The following is a 13,153-nucleotide window of genomic DNA, read 5'->3' on the forward strand; positions in this document are numbered from 1 at the left end:
CTGCAGGTGAGCGCCCTCCGGGCGTCCGCACACATCAGGGGTCCAAGCCCTAATCATGAAGGACCACCGTGAGCATCTCCCTCCGCGACGTTGCCCTCGCAGCGCCCCTGTCACTTTCCGCCCTGGCCGGCATTCCCGCCGCGTCCCTCGCGCAAGAAGCACCAGAAAGGACCGCCGAGCTGATGAGCATTCCGGTCTTCGGTATGGTCTTCGGCGTCCTGGTCATCGGTGTCCAATGTGCCATCGGATACGGAATAGAGCGTGCCGCTGCCAACCGCACAGCGACCGAGGTTTTGCACCCGTGAAAACCTGGACGATCGTCATCTCATCCATGATGCTCACGGCTTCTGGTCTGAGTTTCGCGTCCGCCTTCGTTCCGGACGGCGGCGGGTCCGCTGCACTGCTGATCGGCTCCGTAGCCCTGATTCTTCTCGGGCTCGTCCTTGCGGTCGTCGTCAAGACCCGACAAGCAATGCCGGGGCGGTCCGGTCTTGACCACTGAACCGGACATGCTGAACCTGCTGCTGGAGCGGTACACAGCAGTGCGCCGCGGCACCATCTCCGACCGCTGGGTACGGGCCGAGCACGTGAAGTCCTCCCTGGGCTACGCCGACGGGGACCGCATCGCTGACTTCGTGGCTGGCGACAAGTACGGCGGCGGCGCAGCCGGAGAGAAACTCGCCCTGCACGGGCACGAAGTGAAAGTCTCCCGCGCCGACTGGTTGACCGAGCTCCGCGACCCGTCCAAGGCCGACGCCATCAAGCGGTACATGCACCACTGGTGGCTTGTCGTCCCGGACGGCTCCGCGCCAAGAAGACCTCGCCCCGGCTGACACCTGAAGCACCTCCCCTGGCGTTCATCATGTCCCTGATGGCCTCCGCCGCCCGAACCGCCCACCGCGAACCCCTGCACCGGGACGCGCCCGTGACGTTTGGCCGTCGGTCCGCACGGCACTGCGGCGTCTGCATGACCATCTCGCCCTGCCCGATCCACCAGACCCGCGCGGTCGCAGCGGCCCAAGCCCTGAAGGAAGCCTCATGACATCCAGCCCCATGAACCGCTTCGGGATCCACATCGACGAGGATGAACCTCTCGCTGAGCGGTTCCCGCAGGCGGCCGTCCGTGCCCGGCTTTACCGGTTGGAGGATGACGGGGCTGCCGACTTGGCCCACCGCAAACGTGCCTCCAAGGACTCCATCGCCACCCGCCGGGAATTGATCCAACGCATCCAGGCAGCCGGACTCACGAAACATGAGCCGATGCCGCAGGAACAGGCGGACCGGTTCATCGCCGGCCACCTTGAGGCGATCAAGAAACTGGAGGAGGCCAAGCCGGAAATCGGACCGGGAGTGAACATCATCGCCCCCATGACCCGCCGCGTCGCCCGCGAAGACCGGCGCCGCACCCGAAAGTCGAAGACGTTCAAGAAGGCATGACCGACGGCGCGCGAGCCGCCTAGGAACTTGGTCTCGTCGCTGCCTCCCTAGCAGAGACCCTACATTTCCGGTATTGGAATGCCCCTTGACCGCAGACTCGCAACGAGCTCGCGCGGCAGCCAGTCCTTCAGACGCTCCATCGCATCCATGTAGAGGTTGAAGCGCGGGTCGGTCATAAATAACTCGGTGTCGCGCTCACTGCCCAAAGCCGGCTGTTCGCCCGGGTGGAACGTCACAAGGATGTCCGTTCCTTTGTCTCCTGTGACGTGATCGTGGACAGCCCAGAAGCCATCGTAGGAGACGCTCACGCACCGGCGTTCATGGTAGGGCGAAGATCTTGTGTAGATAGTTACTGGAGACAATGCTGGACTCCAGTCGCTCATCTGCTCCATAGGCCACTGACCAGAATCCTTCAACGCCTGGATGTAGGACTCTACGAGCGGCCGGATGTCCTCGACCTGCTGCAGGGCCCGTCGGTACCTAGCCGGCGCATCGGAAGAATCGGCGTCGGCTACAGCGTCAGACCACGAAATCGGCATGGACTCATTATGCCTACGATGCAGAGGAGGTCCATCGACTCCCGCGAACTCCCCGCAATGACCTCCGGTGGTGTGTATCGTGACGAACGTAGGCGAATCCGACCGAAAGGGCAGGCCGTGGCACATGGCGACATCGAGACTTACTGGGAAGACGGTTCATGGAAGAACCGTCGCGAAGGCACCGACCGGGCATTCGGGGCCGGGTACAACACCAAGGACGAGGCGATCGCCGCCGGCCGTGAAGCCGCGCAGGCCGACAAAGTAGAGCACATCATCAAGAACCAGGACGGTCAGATCGCCCAGAAGAACAGTTACGGCAACGATCCCCGGAACGTTCCGGGCTAACCATCCGGGACTGGCCGCCGGCATGGGATTCGATCCTTGCCGGCGGCCAACCCATGGAATCCTCCTGACATGCCTGCCCTTCCACCTGAGCTGCAGCCGTCGCTGCCGCTGGCCGCGGCGAAAGCCGTCAACCGCATTCCGGCAACGACCGCCCTTCCCGGCGGCTGCCTCTATGAGCCCAAGTGGGATGGCTTCAGAACGTCACTGACCGTCACCGACGACGGCGCCGTGCTCTTCTCCCGGCAGGGCAAGGATTTGACGCGTTACTTCCCCGACGTGATCGCCGCAGCCGAGGACCAGATCCCGCCGGGCTGCATTGTGGACGGCGAGACGCTCATCTGGGCGAACGGCCGCCTCGACTTCAACTCCCTGCAACAGCGCATGACCACCTCCAAGGCCGCGCTGCCGGCGTTCATCCGGGAACGGCCCGCGTCCTTCGCCGCCTTCGACATTCTCGCGGTCGCCGGCCAAGACACCCGGGCGCTGCCGCTGCGGGACCGCCGTGCCCTGCTGGAGGAACTCGCCCGCATGTGGGAGCCTCCGTTGAATCTCTCCCCCGCCACCGCCGAGCCCGAGGAAGCGGCCACCTGGTTCGAGCAGCTGCCGGAAACAGGGGTGGAAGGCCTGGTGGTGAAGGGCTCCGGACAACCGTATGAGGGCGGGGTCAGGCAGTGGCTGAAGGTGAAGCACCGCCGGGACTTGGACGTCGTATGCGCCGCCGTCATCGGCCGACGGGACCGCCCGACCGCCATTGTTGCCGGGCTGCCGATCGGGGACCGGCTCTGGATTGTCGGCCGCTCCACCCAGCTGACCACCAATGCGTCCAAGGCTCTGGCCACCCATCTGCACCTTCCCATTGAAAACCACCCTTGGCCGGAAGAGATCACCCCCGGCACCCTGGACCGCTTCAGCAAGGACAAAGCCGCTGTCCGGCTGACCCTGGTCGAGCCCATCGTTGTGGAAGTATCGGCCGACGTCGCCTGGTCGGGCAGATCGTTCCGACACCCGTTGCGGTATCTTCGTGCCAGACCTGACCTGGACCCGGCGGCGGTGGCAGTCCCGGAGTATCTGGAGTAGCCGCTCAGACATGTCGTGGCTCGGTTCTCTGGGAGGCCCACCTTTATGATTGGCCGCATATCGCCGAGTAGGGAGTACGCATCCACCGGGCAACCCTGCTACCTGGCGAATAAGGCAGGTGGACGCCGTAGGTTGAGCGCGGGTATCCATGACCAGTGTTCTGCTGACAGGCCGTGTGCTGGCAGGGGGTCAACTTCGATTGCCAACCAGTCCGCTCCGAGCGCTACGCTAATCCAAAATGGAGGGGGGGAATGACGACGAAACCTAAGGACCGTAGGGCGTGGGCCGACTTCGGCACCGGCGTCATCGCTTGGATCAGCGGCGCAGCGGTGCTCGGCTTTGGCGCATGGTTGCTTTTCGGCCAGCCCGACCTGGCTAGGGCGTCCCACGGAGATCGACAGACCCGCACCTCTCAGCGTCCCGTTCAGTATGTCTATGAGGACTACAAGCCCACCGACCAGAAGATCGAAGAAGCGGTACAAGAGTCGCCGGAGAAGGTCTTCGGCAAGGGGTGGTCTTGCTTCTACGACCCGACCATGAACGAGAATTGGCACGACGACGTGCGCTGCACTAACGGAGCAAAATCATATCGGCCCATCCTGCTCGCCGACCGGAGGTTTGTGACCGAAGAAGACATGCGCACGGCCGGTCAAGACTACGAGAACCACCTAAACTCCGGCGGCAAGCCCTAAGAGGTTCCGCCGGTAGGTGAGGTCGTGCTGGCTTTTAGGGCGCAGGCACAAGCCTTGATAAACACGTGTTCGTCTAGAACCCATGTTGCATCAGGAAGCTACCCCGAAATTGGAAAGCATCGTCGCGGGATGGTGCACGAACCTCCGTAAGTCGATCCCCTAACGGACGCTGGAGTGCGCGCTAAGCCACCGGCTTACGGACGCTCCTGCGATCAGCCGGGTCGGCTGCACGCCCCCTGGAGACATGAGAGAATTTGGCCAAATAATGAAATGGGGGCCAATGAAATCGATCCTTGCAGTGGGGGCAATCGCCTCTGCGACGCTACTCTCGCTGTCGGCGTGCTCATCAGGAAGCTCCTCAACGGCAGCCAGTGCCGCCCGGCCTTCCACCGTTAAAGTTCTCTATGAGGTGGATGGGACAGCTACAGGAGCGGACATCACTCTTGAGACCGGCGATGGCACGAGTCAGCAGTCTGTCAAGGTTCCGCTCACAGGCAAGACGTCCGGGAACCGGGGCCTGACCTTCGTTATGCAAAGAGGCTCCTTTGTGTACATCTCCGCCCAAAACAAGGGGAAGATGAACCCCAGCTTCACTTCTTCTTCGGACTTCTATGGAACTGTGACCTGCCGTATAACCGTCGATGGCGTTGTGATCAGCGAAAACACGACCACGAGTCAATATGGGATTGCGACGTGTAAGGGAACCGCCTGATAGGCCGGGACTAAGCTTCAATCCGGAAGCCTCCGCTCTCGTTGCTAGGAATTGCATGAGTGACTTCAATCCCCCGCCAGGATGGCCAGTGCCCAGAGATTGGGTACCCGAGTCCAACTGGAAGCCTGATCCGAAGTGGCCTGAGTCGCCACCGGGATGGAATTTTTGGGTTCCCAAAAAGCTCAAAATGCACCCTGTTGACCTCAGCCGTGAAATCGAGCTTGGCCCAGTCAGCGCGTTGCAATTATCAAAGCTCACTGAGCTCACGGACGGTTCTGCTGACGCCATCGCCTGGCATATCTGTCACCTGGCGTCCGAAACAAAATCAAGACCGCTCACGACATATTTGAGCATGCAAGATCAGGTCAGTTCGGCTCTATTGGAAGCACGGAGGCGTATCTACGAGAACCTGATGGAAGGGGCCGAAGCCTGGATAGCTGGCTTGGCCACAGGTTCCGCCGAATGGATTGCAGCGACCGATACTGTCAGTCGTATCTCGGAATCACAGAAAAAGTTTCTCAACCGCGCGCAGCAGCGGCTGATCAGCGTTATTGAAGCGTCGGGATCTACCGTAACAACTGAGCAGCAACCGAAGAAACAAAAACCTCACCCGGCTGAGTTCACATTGCGCGCCCGGCCAGCAACCGCAACGGGCAACTCTGCATCCAAAGAACGACATGTCGCAGGTTACGTCATGATCGTCCTCTTAATCGTCCTGGTGGTTGGCGGCTGGGTGGTCTCCCAAATCTCCTAGCACCGACGACGCAGATTGGTACGGATCGTGTTGGCCCTCCATATCAAGACCGCTCAACACTCCGGGCCGCCCTCTCTTACCTCGAGATAGAGCCGGTCTGAGCCGCGGGGAGGGAACACCCTCATGCCTCACACATGAGGCGCATGAACCCTTCCGGCCGCAATCCTTACGACCCAGCCGTCCGCTCATTTGCCGCGGACCTGCTGGGCTACCTCCGGCTGCCCGGCGGCACAATGCCCAGCGGGTTCACCTACGGCCTGTTCGATCTCTGGTCGAAAGCCGATGAGGACAACCGGGCGCTGATCACCACGGGCTGGCCGTTTGTGGCCTTCGTCCTGAGCGCCCACGAGGAAGACGGCGAAGCAGGTCTTCGCCGTCTCGTCGAGGACTAGAAGCCATGCCCAGACCCGCCCCAGAAGCACCCACCCAACCGGAGAACCCGATGACCAGCCTGCCGAAAGCCACGCCCCTTGAAGAGCATACCGGCCGCCGCTTCGAATACGACCGACAGTTCCACCTCCGCTGCTATGCGAGGGCGAAACAGCTGGAAGGAATCCGTCAGGCAACCGAGCCCCTGGACTACCCAACAGACCTGCGCAGGCGCCTGCAGGATGCGATGCGGGAACTTCAGGCCGAGGACGAAGCGGTCCACGATGACGAGTCCATCGTCCGCGGCGCCCGTTACATCGGCAACGAGCTCCTCGGCATCCTCTACGAGACCGCGTCCATCCCGGAGCAGGAAGGCCTCAAGGCCGCTGCCCGGGGTGTGCTGGCAGCCGTGGAGAACCAGCCTTGAATGGCGCCACCGATGTCTCCCAAGACCTGAGCGACCTGCTCGGCGGCTACATCGACTCCGATACACGGTTGCACCTCTGGCGCCGCTACCCGGACATCACGGAGGCCGAGGACAATTACACGGACACGTGGGCCTGTGTGCAGGTCAGCGAGCAGTTCGCCACCTTCGCCCGTGAACACGGGTGGGACGCTGCAGTGATCCACGCCGACGAGCCGGAACATCCCCTCGCTTTCGACCACGCCTGGGTGCGGCTCACCCGCGACGGCTGCTCAACCGACGTCGACTTTACGGCCCGGCAGTTCCACAACCTGTACGTCGAGGAAGGACGCGACCCTAACGTCCTGTCACTTCCATGGCCGCTGGTCTGGGACCCGGCCGCAATCGCTCCCGAAGACCACCTGATTGTGGGCCGCTACACCTCCATCACGAAAGGAGACCGGTAATGGTCTACGCAGACATCTACGACACCGAACCCGTCGAGGCCACCTGCTGGCTCTGGGCGCCGGGTGACCACTGGCACGCCATGCCGGAGACGGACATGGACGAATGGGCGGCATCGAAGCGGATTACCGCGACCCGCTGGATGAAGCGCCCCGTCGGGGGTGTCCCCGAAACCGGCTGGATCCACTACCGCGGAGAGGACAAAACCCCGGAAGCGCGGCGGTTCTCGTACACGCCGGCGAAACAGCACAGCATTGACCTGCGCAAGGTCCTCAATTTCGATGACGAGGCCACGGCTGCGGTCCTGGAAGAGTTCGTCCTTGTGCCCCGCGCCTTCCTCCCCATCGCCGAGTTCTCAGGCGACGACGGCGCCGTCCAGGCCGGCTCCGCGATCTATCCCGTCACGATGGACACCGACCTGCTGCGCGCAATGGCCGGGGCCCAGCTGGCCGTCGCCGACTTCATCGACGGGCTCGGTGAAGAAAAGCCATGACCGCCGTCCTGGATTTCATTGACGCCGCGGCCGAAGTCCTCGCCGGCCACTCGTCCTATGCCTGGAACAAGGCCGGGACCCGAATCCGATGCAACGGAGAGGGATGCGCAGACATCCTGGAGGTCCCGGCTGGCCCTGACAGTGGCGACGCCGTCGCTACCTTCGCCCGCCACCAGGCAGAGCAACTGCCTGCCCCCGAACCGGTCCACATCAAGGACCCAGCGCCGGAGCAGCCCGTGGCCGAGGTCGAATGCGTGGCCGACTCTGAACCGGCAGCAAACCCCGAGCAAGACCTGGAGCCGGAAGGCGTGCAGGACATCGAATCAGCAGGGGAGCCCGTGGAACAAGTCCTCTCCGAGGCAGCCCTCGCCCGCCACGACGCCCGCGAAGCCGAGGCCGATAAGGCGCCCGCACCGAAGCTTCGACGCGACACCAAGGCTCTGACCGCCACCCTCGAGGAGGTCAAGAAGGGTGACCGTGTCAGCGCCGCCTTCGACCACCCGCGCTACGGCATCTTCACCGTCGAGGGCACCGTCATCAAGGGTGGCGCAGGCCAGGACCGCAACCAGCTCATGGTCGCCGGCTGGCACCTCAACCTGAACGCCCGCGCCGCGAAGCACCTTCACGGACTGACCATCCTGGCGCCGGCTGGCAAACACGAATTCGCCATCCCCAAGCTCTCCGAGCTGACCGAACACGTCGGCATCGGATGAGCACCACCCAGACCGGCATTCCGATCGCCATGTGCGGGGACTGCAGCCGGACACACCACGTGACGCGGCGGCACTGCCGGGTGTGCCGCGCTGCGACGGTATTCCTTGGCCCCGACCAGGTGTGCATCCGATGCCAGGAGCAGCCACAACCCTCATAAGACATTCCGGCCTTACCCCACTGCTCCGCTGTCTGTTCACGAACCGCCAAACCCGAAAGAAGCACCCATGGCCCTGATCACCGACGATCGCACCCGCTTCCCCGTTGCACCGTCCAGCTTGCTCGAAACACGCCACGAGCCTGGTGACGCCGGCACCCTGGAAACCCTCTTCGCCATCGGTAACGGACACCTCGGAGTCAGGGGCACACACTGGGCCGCGGACGACGCCGAACTGCCCGGCACCTTCATCAACGGCTTCCACGAAACCTGGGACATCAAGCACGCCGAGAACGCCTACGGATTCGCCCGTACCGGCCAGCGGATCCTCTACGTCCCGGACACCACCAACTTCACCGTGAACATCGACGGCGAAGCCCTCAGCCTGGCCGGCTCCACCGTGCTGGACTACGGACGGACGCTGGACTTCGATTCCGGCCTCTACCTGTCCCGCATCACCTGGCTCTGCCGCTCGGGCGCCACCGTCACCACCACCGAGCGCCGCGCCGTCGGCTTCGAGTCCCGCGGCTGCCTGGCGATCACGCTGGAGATCACCGCCGACCGTGAGGTTTACGCCGACATCACCTCCTCGATCATCAACCGGCAGGACCGGGCGACCGGTGACCACTCCGATGATGACCCGCGCCGCTCCGGACACCATGCCGGGCGGGTACTGCACCCGGTCCGGCTCGACGGCGATGCGGGCTCGTTCCGGCTTGCCTGGCAAACCGCGGAATCCGGGCAGCAGCTGGGCCTGGCAGTCGATCACTGGTTCACCACGGCGACAACCCCGTTCGAGACTGTCGTGGACCAGGACGAGAGCAGCGTCCGGTACATCCTCGCCCTCACCCCCGGGACCACGTTCCGGATGGAGAAGACCGTCAGCTACGCCGTCGGCGGCGGCGACGCCGTCGACCTTGCCGGAACAGCTGCGGTGGCCATGAAGAACGTCGACGCGATCTACGCGGAGGCAGCCACCCACTACCGGAACTACTGGGCCACCGCGGACATCACGATCAAGGGCCAGCCGGAGATCCAGCAGGCCATCCGCTGGAACCTCTTCCAGCTGGCCCAAGCCACCGCCCGGGCCGGTGTCGCCGGGATCCCCGCCAAGGGCGTCAGCGGCTCAGGCTACGAGGGCCACTACTTCTGGGACCAGGAGGTCTACCTCCTGCCGTACCTGACCTACACGAACCCGGCCGCGGCCCGGCAGGTCCTCGAATCCCGCCACGGAATGCTGCCCCTGGCCCGGCAGCGTGCCGCTGAGCTGAACGTCGATGGCGCCCTTTTCCCGTGGCGGACCATCAACGGGCTGGAGGCCAGCGCCTACTACGCCGCCGGCACTGCCCAGTTTCACATCGCCTCCGCAATCGCGTTCGCCACCCACCGGTACATGTGGGCCAGCAACGACGACTCCTTCGAACCGGCCGCCGGCGCCGAGCTGCTCATCGAGACCGCCCGCATGTGGGCGTCCCTGGGCTTCTTCGGCAAGGACGGCCAGTTCCACATCCACGGCGTCACCGGCCCGGATGAGTACACCGCCGTCGTGAACGACAACCTCTACACAAACGTCATGGCCCGCTTCAACCTGCTGGCCGCCGCCGCCCTGGACGATCCGCGGATCACGGACGAGGAGCGGGACGTCTGGACTCAGGCCGCGACCCGGATGCACCTGCCCTACGACCAGGACCTCCAGGTCTACTCGCAGGACAACGACTTCATGACCCTGGAGCCGTGGGACTGGACCACACCGCGGTCCAAGTACCCGCTGCTGCTGAACTATCACCCGCTGGTGATCTACCGGCACCAGGTCCTGAAGCAGGCCGACACCGTCCTGGCCATGTTCCTGCAGTGGCAGGACTTCAGCGTCGAGGACAAGCGCCGCGCCTTCGACTTCTACGACCCGATCACCACCGGGGACTCCACCCTGTCCGCCTGTGTCCAGGGCATCATGGCCGCCGAGGTCGGCTACGGGCAGGCCGCGCTGGAACACTTCACCCACGCGCTGTTCATTGACCTGGAAAACACGCACGGCAACACCGTTGACGGCGTCCATATCGCCTCCACCGGCGGGGTCTGGAGCTCTCTGGTCAGTGGCTTCGCCGGCTACCGGGACCAGGGCCCACTCCCGCACTTCGACCCCCGCCTGCCCGCCGGTTGGGAGGGCCTGTCCTTCCAGCTGAACATCCAGGGCCGCCTGCTGCTCGTACAACTGGAGCAGGGGGCCATCTCCCTCACCGTTGCATCCGGTGCCCCAGTGGAGGTATCGGTCCGCGGTCGCAAGCATTTGGTCACCGACCAGACGCTCCGGGTCGGACTTGAACCCGTGGCGGACCTCGGGATGCCCAGCCCCTTCGGCACCGGGCTTCCCGCCCATGCTGTGGCAGTCGAGGCCATGGCCGCATGAGTCGGCGCCGGTACGACACCCAGCGCCGCCACTCCAACGAGCTGCGGCGGATCAAGCTGGCCCGCCGCCAGCCGTGGGTCATCGGCCCGTACTACCAGGACCAGTTTTCGGCGATGCTCGACATCCCGATGGGCGACCCGAAACAGATCGAGGCAGAACGGATCGTGGCGGACCGGGCAGCGCGTCAGCGGCCTGTCAGCCGGCTGTGTTCGAACGGCCGCTGCACAGTCGTCGTGGACAGCACCACCGGCAGGACCATGTACTCGATGGGCCCGGCCGGCTGCTGCGACGAGTAGCCGGGGAGGGGCGGTCAGCGGTCCGCACACATGTGACCTAAGAACCGTCTTCACTCCTGAAAGGGACCCATGACACACGAATCAGAGGAACCGAGCGACTTGGACCTCGAGAAGATGCAGGCAGTTCGCCAGATTGCCAGCTCCATTGGCGCCCACCAAATGGTGAAACGCGACGGCCTGCCGGGTTCCACCTGCCGCAACGCTGTGTGCGCCGAACGGGGAACCATCTTCCTGACCCGCGCCGACATCTACCGCCACCAGTCCACCGTGGCGGTCAACGACTTTCTCAGCTTCCTGCGCTTCGACCGCGAGATGGACCTGGCCGATGAAGGTGTGACCAAGGCGGACATGGAGCAGGACTTCAGTTACTCCGCGCTCACCGACCTGCTGGATGCCACCCCGGCCGGGCGGTCCTACGCCGAGCGCACGGCAAGGGCCTGCAAATGACGACCACGACACACGTCCGTGACCCCCGCGTGGCGGCGGCTGCCAAGGCGATCGCCGGAGTCGATTCCGGCCGCAGCCGGATCAAGACTCCGACCGATAAGCCCAGCGCCACGGACTTCCACAAGGCTGTCGTCGCCGTGAAGGCCATCGACGAGGTGTCGACCTCTGCGGTGGCCGCGGTGCTGGCGCTCCACACCCCGGTCCGCCGGTATCAGGCTGCCAGCCGCCTCGACACGCACACCTACCCGACGGCGGAGCGCGCCCACCAGGTCAACGCCCGCCACTCCATGCGAGGGTTCGAAGCCCTGGTGATGGCCACCCCGGATGTTGTCCCGTACATCGAAGTTTGCGCAGAATGCTCGCGGCTGGAGAACAGCTCCGCCGAGACCGTCAACGGCCACGGTGACGACCATGATGATCATCAGGATGGCAGCGATTTGTCGATGCAGGCTTCCGCCTGGCCGTGCGCCACGTACACCGCACTCAGCAGCACCCCTGTCCGACCTTCACCGGAAGCGAAGGCCCTCGCAGCCGTCGCCTCGGTCCTGGCCAGGTGGCAGAACGGTGCCCTGATCAACAAAGGCGCCTACGAGGGCATCACCTGGGTTGAGCCATTGTCGTCACTGCCGCCCGGCGCAGAGAAGATCCGCGAGGCGCTGAAGCAGGCCGGGGTCCAATGAGCGGCAAGCGGCTCACCCGCAACGATTTGCTCATGCGGGTCAGCGCTGAAATGTCCACCCTTGCGGTCATCATTCCGAGTAATCCGATGGACCTCACGGCCTTGGCACGCAACGCGCGGGGCACGGAGGAACGGTTCAGCCGGCTCGCCCAGGTAGTGTCCTCGATGGTCCCGAGTCACAACTACGGCGGCATCGAAGACGCGAACGAGCAGTACCGCGACTACATGGCGGAATTCCACCCGGAGGGCCCAGAACCGAAAGGCAACTGATGGACATTCCCTGGCGGATCTCCAGCGTCCCCAAAGTGCGTGCGGTGCTGATCCACGAGAAGGTCGACGTCCCGGCTTCCTTCGCGCTCTCCCTGGGAGGCAAGTTGGAGAACCTGCCCGACGACATCCGGACCCAGATCTCCTACGACCGGAAAGTCGCCCGGAACCTGGCCACCGGGGAAATGTTCTGGGTCTCCTCGGACATGGTCGCTCTGGCCCTGGATGCCGCCAGCGACGTTCCCGGCTTCACCCCGGGAGCCGACCTGCCGGCCACCCACGGCGTGATGGTGCTGGAGAAGCCCCTGCCGGCTCTGAAGACCTGGATCGTGACCGCTGACGCGCAGCAGGTCGAGGTAGGCCTTTCCGTCGATGTCATGTCCTGGACAGTCCTCGAAGGCATGGTTTTCATTGAGTCCTACTGCCGCGGCACCGGCCTGCCGGACCGCCTGCACAAGGCGGCCCTCGAACCGGTCCGCTACTTCCGCGGACACGCGGACAGGTTCTTCGCCGCACAGGATGAGGACGTCGACGCAAACAGTCACCGCCTGATGCAGTTCCTCGCGGCCGCTTCCCACCTGATGGCCAACCCGTCCGTCGCGGCCAGGTCCACAGCGACGCCCAAGACTCCTGCTGCCCGGAAGGCTGCCAAGAAGGGCCATTCGAGCAAGGTCACAGTCGTGGACCTGCGCGCACCCGAGCATGTCGAAACCGGGGCGAAGTCCGAGACGGGCCGGGTCTACACTCACCGGTGGATCGTCCGCGGCCACTGGCGGAACCAGGCACACGGCAAGAACCGAACCCAGAGGCGCATCACCTGGGTCCCGTCCTACACCAAGGGCCCGGCCGGAATGCCGCTCAAGGAGACCGAACGGGTGTGGGCTTGGCGTCGGTGAGCAGACA

General features: G+C 64.3%; 22 protein-coding genes. 21 read left to right on the plus strand and 1 reads right to left on the minus strand.

The window, feature by feature from the left end; translation table 11 throughout:
• Window positions 1–68 precede the first annotated feature (68 nt).
• Genes ACNAOU_RS25100 through ACNAOU_RS25120 form a run of 5 tightly spaced genes read left to right on the plus strand, consistent with a single transcriptional unit; the run spans window position 69 to window position 1,437 of the window.
• Window positions 69–305, plus strand: a complete 237-nt coding sequence (locus tag ACNAOU_RS25100) for a hypothetical protein (RefSeq protein ID WP_422759182.1) — start codon at window positions 69–71, stop codon at window positions 303–305.
• Window positions 302–502 (plus strand): hypothetical protein, encoded by a 201-nt coding sequence (locus ACNAOU_RS25105; protein WP_422759183.1) that lies wholly within the window; start codon window positions 302–304, stop codon window positions 500–502. Before ACNAOU_RS25100 ends, ACNAOU_RS25105 begins: the two co-directional genes overlap by 4 nt.
• A complete protein-coding gene (locus ACNAOU_RS25110; protein ID WP_422759184.1) occupies window positions 492–833 on the plus strand; it encodes a hypothetical protein in 342 nt (113 codons plus the stop codon). Before ACNAOU_RS25105 ends, ACNAOU_RS25110 begins: the two co-directional genes overlap by 11 nt.
• A gap of 29 nt (window positions 834–862) precedes the next feature.
• Window positions 863–1,042 (plus strand): hypothetical protein, encoded by a 180-nt coding sequence (locus ACNAOU_RS25115; protein WP_422759185.1) that lies wholly within the window; start codon window positions 863–865, stop codon window positions 1,040–1,042.
• The gene (locus ACNAOU_RS25120; RefSeq protein ID WP_422759186.1) at window positions 1,039–1,437 is read left to right on the plus strand and encodes a hypothetical protein; all 399 of its coding nucleotides are present in this window, start codon (window positions 1,039–1,041) and stop codon (window positions 1,435–1,437) included. Before ACNAOU_RS25115 ends, ACNAOU_RS25120 begins: the two co-directional genes overlap by 4 nt.
• A 59-nt stretch (window positions 1,438–1,496) precedes the next feature.
• Here ACNAOU_RS25120 and ACNAOU_RS25125 read toward each other — a convergent pair whose 3' ends face one another.
• Window positions 1,497–1,976: a hypothetical protein gene (locus tag ACNAOU_RS25125; RefSeq protein WP_422759187.1), complete on the minus strand. Its 480-nt coding sequence runs from the start codon at window positions 1,974–1,976 to the stop codon at window positions 1,497–1,499.
• Between the two features lie 117 nt (window positions 1,977–2,093).
• Here ACNAOU_RS25125 and ACNAOU_RS25130 point away from each other — a divergent pair, with 117 nt between their 5' ends.
• The 16 genes from ACNAOU_RS25130 (at window position 2,094) to ACNAOU_RS25205 (ending at window position 13,146) form a co-directional block, all read left to right on the plus strand.
• Window positions 2,094–2,321: a DUF2188 domain-containing protein gene (locus tag ACNAOU_RS25130; protein WP_422759188.1), complete on the plus strand. Its 228-nt coding sequence runs from the start codon at window positions 2,094–2,096 to the stop codon at window positions 2,319–2,321.
• Window positions 2,322–2,390: 69 nt separating this feature from the next.
• Window positions 2,391–3,398, plus strand: a complete 1,008-nt coding sequence (locus ACNAOU_RS25135; protein WP_422759189.1) for an ATP-dependent DNA ligase — start codon at window positions 2,391–2,393, stop codon at window positions 3,396–3,398.
• Between the two features lie 251 nt (window positions 3,399–3,649).
• On the plus strand, window positions 3,650–4,090 hold the full coding sequence (locus tag ACNAOU_RS25140; protein WP_422759190.1) for a hypothetical protein: 441 nt from the start codon (window positions 3,650–3,652) through the stop codon (window positions 4,088–4,090).
• A 280-nt stretch (window positions 4,091–4,370) separates the two neighbouring features.
• Window positions 4,371–4,802: a hypothetical protein gene (locus tag ACNAOU_RS25145; protein WP_422759191.1), complete on the plus strand. Its 432-nt coding sequence runs from the start codon at window positions 4,371–4,373 to the stop codon at window positions 4,800–4,802.
• Between the two features lie 55 nt (window positions 4,803–4,857).
• Window positions 4,858–5,556, plus strand: coding sequence for a hypothetical protein (locus ACNAOU_RS25150; RefSeq protein WP_422759192.1), 699 nt, complete (start codon window positions 4,858–4,860; stop codon window positions 5,554–5,556).
• A gap of 143 nt (window positions 5,557–5,699) precedes the next feature.
• A complete protein-coding gene (locus tag ACNAOU_RS25155) occupies window positions 5,700–5,948 on the plus strand; it encodes a hypothetical protein (protein WP_422759193.1) in 249 nt (82 codons plus the stop codon).
• A 5-nt stretch (window positions 5,949–5,953) separates the two neighbouring features.
• Window positions 5,954–6,352: a hypothetical protein gene (locus tag ACNAOU_RS25160; RefSeq protein ID WP_422759194.1), complete on the plus strand. Its 399-nt coding sequence runs from the start codon at window positions 5,954–5,956 to the stop codon at window positions 6,350–6,352.
• On the plus strand, window positions 6,349–6,795 hold the full coding sequence (locus ACNAOU_RS25165; RefSeq protein ID WP_422759195.1) for a hypothetical protein: 447 nt from the start codon (window positions 6,349–6,351) through the stop codon (window positions 6,793–6,795). Before ACNAOU_RS25160 ends, ACNAOU_RS25165 begins: the two co-directional genes overlap by 4 nt.
• A complete protein-coding gene (locus tag ACNAOU_RS25170; RefSeq protein ID WP_422759196.1) occupies window positions 6,795–7,286 on the plus strand; it encodes a hypothetical protein in 492 nt (163 codons plus the stop codon). The genes ACNAOU_RS25165 and ACNAOU_RS25170 overlap by 1 nt, the downstream gene beginning before the upstream one ends.
• On the plus strand, window positions 7,283–7,999 hold the full coding sequence (locus tag ACNAOU_RS25175; RefSeq protein WP_422759197.1) for a hypothetical protein: 717 nt from the start codon (window positions 7,283–7,285) through the stop codon (window positions 7,997–7,999). The genes ACNAOU_RS25170 and ACNAOU_RS25175 overlap by 4 nt, the downstream gene beginning before the upstream one ends.
• 225 nt (window positions 8,000–8,224) lie before the next feature.
• On the plus strand, window positions 8,225–10,561 hold the full coding sequence (locus tag ACNAOU_RS25180) for a glycoside hydrolase family 65 protein (RefSeq protein WP_422759198.1): 2,337 nt from the start codon (window positions 8,225–8,227) through the stop codon (window positions 10,559–10,561).
• Window positions 10,558–10,857, plus strand: coding sequence for a hypothetical protein (locus ACNAOU_RS25185; protein ID WP_422759199.1), 300 nt, complete (start codon window positions 10,558–10,560; stop codon window positions 10,855–10,857). The genes ACNAOU_RS25180 and ACNAOU_RS25185 overlap by 4 nt, the downstream gene beginning before the upstream one ends.
• Before the next feature lie 69 nt (window positions 10,858–10,926).
• The gene (locus ACNAOU_RS25190; RefSeq protein WP_422759200.1) at window positions 10,927–11,304 is read left to right on the plus strand and encodes a hypothetical protein; all 378 of its coding nucleotides are present in this window, start codon (window positions 10,927–10,929) and stop codon (window positions 11,302–11,304) included.
• The gene (locus ACNAOU_RS25195) at window positions 11,301–11,984 is read left to right on the plus strand and encodes a hypothetical protein (RefSeq protein WP_422759201.1); all 684 of its coding nucleotides are present in this window, start codon (window positions 11,301–11,303) and stop codon (window positions 11,982–11,984) included. The genes ACNAOU_RS25190 and ACNAOU_RS25195 overlap by 4 nt, the downstream gene beginning before the upstream one ends.
• Complete coding sequence (locus ACNAOU_RS25200) at window positions 11,981–12,253, plus strand: hypothetical protein (RefSeq protein WP_422759202.1); 273 nt, start codon at window positions 11,981–11,983, stop codon at window positions 12,251–12,253. The genes ACNAOU_RS25195 and ACNAOU_RS25200 overlap by 4 nt, the downstream gene beginning before the upstream one ends.
• A complete protein-coding gene (locus ACNAOU_RS25205) occupies window positions 12,253–13,146 on the plus strand; it encodes a hypothetical protein (RefSeq protein ID WP_422759203.1) in 894 nt (297 codons plus the stop codon). The genes ACNAOU_RS25200 and ACNAOU_RS25205 overlap by 1 nt, the downstream gene beginning before the upstream one ends.
• The last annotated feature ends 7 nt before the right edge of the window (window positions 13,147–13,153 follow it).

The sequence above is a fragment of the Paenarthrobacter sp. C1 genome, assembly GCF_049315185.1.
GTDB classification, from domain to species: Bacteria; Actinomycetota; Actinomycetes; order Actinomycetales; family Micrococcaceae; genus Arthrobacter; species Arthrobacter nicotinovorans.

Coding starts and splice junctions, on each gene's coding strand:
- ACNAOU_RS25115 (WP_422759185.1), top strand. CDS start 863: ATGTCCCTGATGGCCTCCGCCGCCCGAACCGCCCACCGCGAACCCCTG.
- ACNAOU_RS25120 (WP_422759186.1), top strand. CDS start 1,039: ATGACATCCAGCCCCATGAACCGCTTCGGGATCCACATCGACGAGGAT.
- ACNAOU_RS25125 (WP_422759187.1), bottom strand. CDS start 1,976: ATGCCGATTTCGTGGTCTGACGCTGTAGCCGACGCCGATTCTTCCGAT.
- ACNAOU_RS25135 (WP_422759189.1), top strand. CDS start 2,391: ATGCCTGCCCTTCCACCTGAGCTGCAGCCGTCGCTGCCGCTGGCCGCG.
- ACNAOU_RS25140 (WP_422759190.1), top strand. CDS start 3,650: ATGACGACGAAACCTAAGGACCGTAGGGCGTGGGCCGACTTCGGCACC.
- ACNAOU_RS25145 (WP_422759191.1), top strand. CDS start 4,371: ATGAAATCGATCCTTGCAGTGGGGGCAATCGCCTCTGCGACGCTACTC.
- ACNAOU_RS25150 (WP_422759192.1), top strand. CDS start 4,858: ATGAGTGACTTCAATCCCCCGCCAGGATGGCCAGTGCCCAGAGATTGG.
- ACNAOU_RS25155 (WP_422759193.1), top strand. CDS start 5,700: ATGAACCCTTCCGGCCGCAATCCTTACGACCCAGCCGTCCGCTCATTT.
- ACNAOU_RS25160 (WP_422759194.1), top strand. CDS start 5,954: ATGCCCAGACCCGCCCCAGAAGCACCCACCCAACCGGAGAACCCGATG.
- ACNAOU_RS25170 (WP_422759196.1), top strand. CDS start 6,795: ATGGTCTACGCAGACATCTACGACACCGAACCCGTCGAGGCCACCTGC.
- ACNAOU_RS25175 (WP_422759197.1), top strand. CDS start 7,283: ATGACCGCCGTCCTGGATTTCATTGACGCCGCGGCCGAAGTCCTCGCC.
- ACNAOU_RS25180 (WP_422759198.1), top strand. CDS start 8,225: ATGGCCCTGATCACCGACGATCGCACCCGCTTCCCCGTTGCACCGTCC.
- ACNAOU_RS25185 (WP_422759199.1), top strand. CDS start 10,558: ATGAGTCGGCGCCGGTACGACACCCAGCGCCGCCACTCCAACGAGCTG.
- ACNAOU_RS25190 (WP_422759200.1), top strand. CDS start 10,927: ATGACACACGAATCAGAGGAACCGAGCGACTTGGACCTCGAGAAGATG.
- ACNAOU_RS25195 (WP_422759201.1), top strand. CDS start 11,301: ATGACGACCACGACACACGTCCGTGACCCCCGCGTGGCGGCGGCTGCC.
- ACNAOU_RS25200 (WP_422759202.1), top strand. CDS start 11,981: ATGAGCGGCAAGCGGCTCACCCGCAACGATTTGCTCATGCGGGTCAGC.
- ACNAOU_RS25205 (WP_422759203.1), top strand. CDS start 12,253: ATGGACATTCCCTGGCGGATCTCCAGCGTCCCCAAAGTGCGTGCGGTG.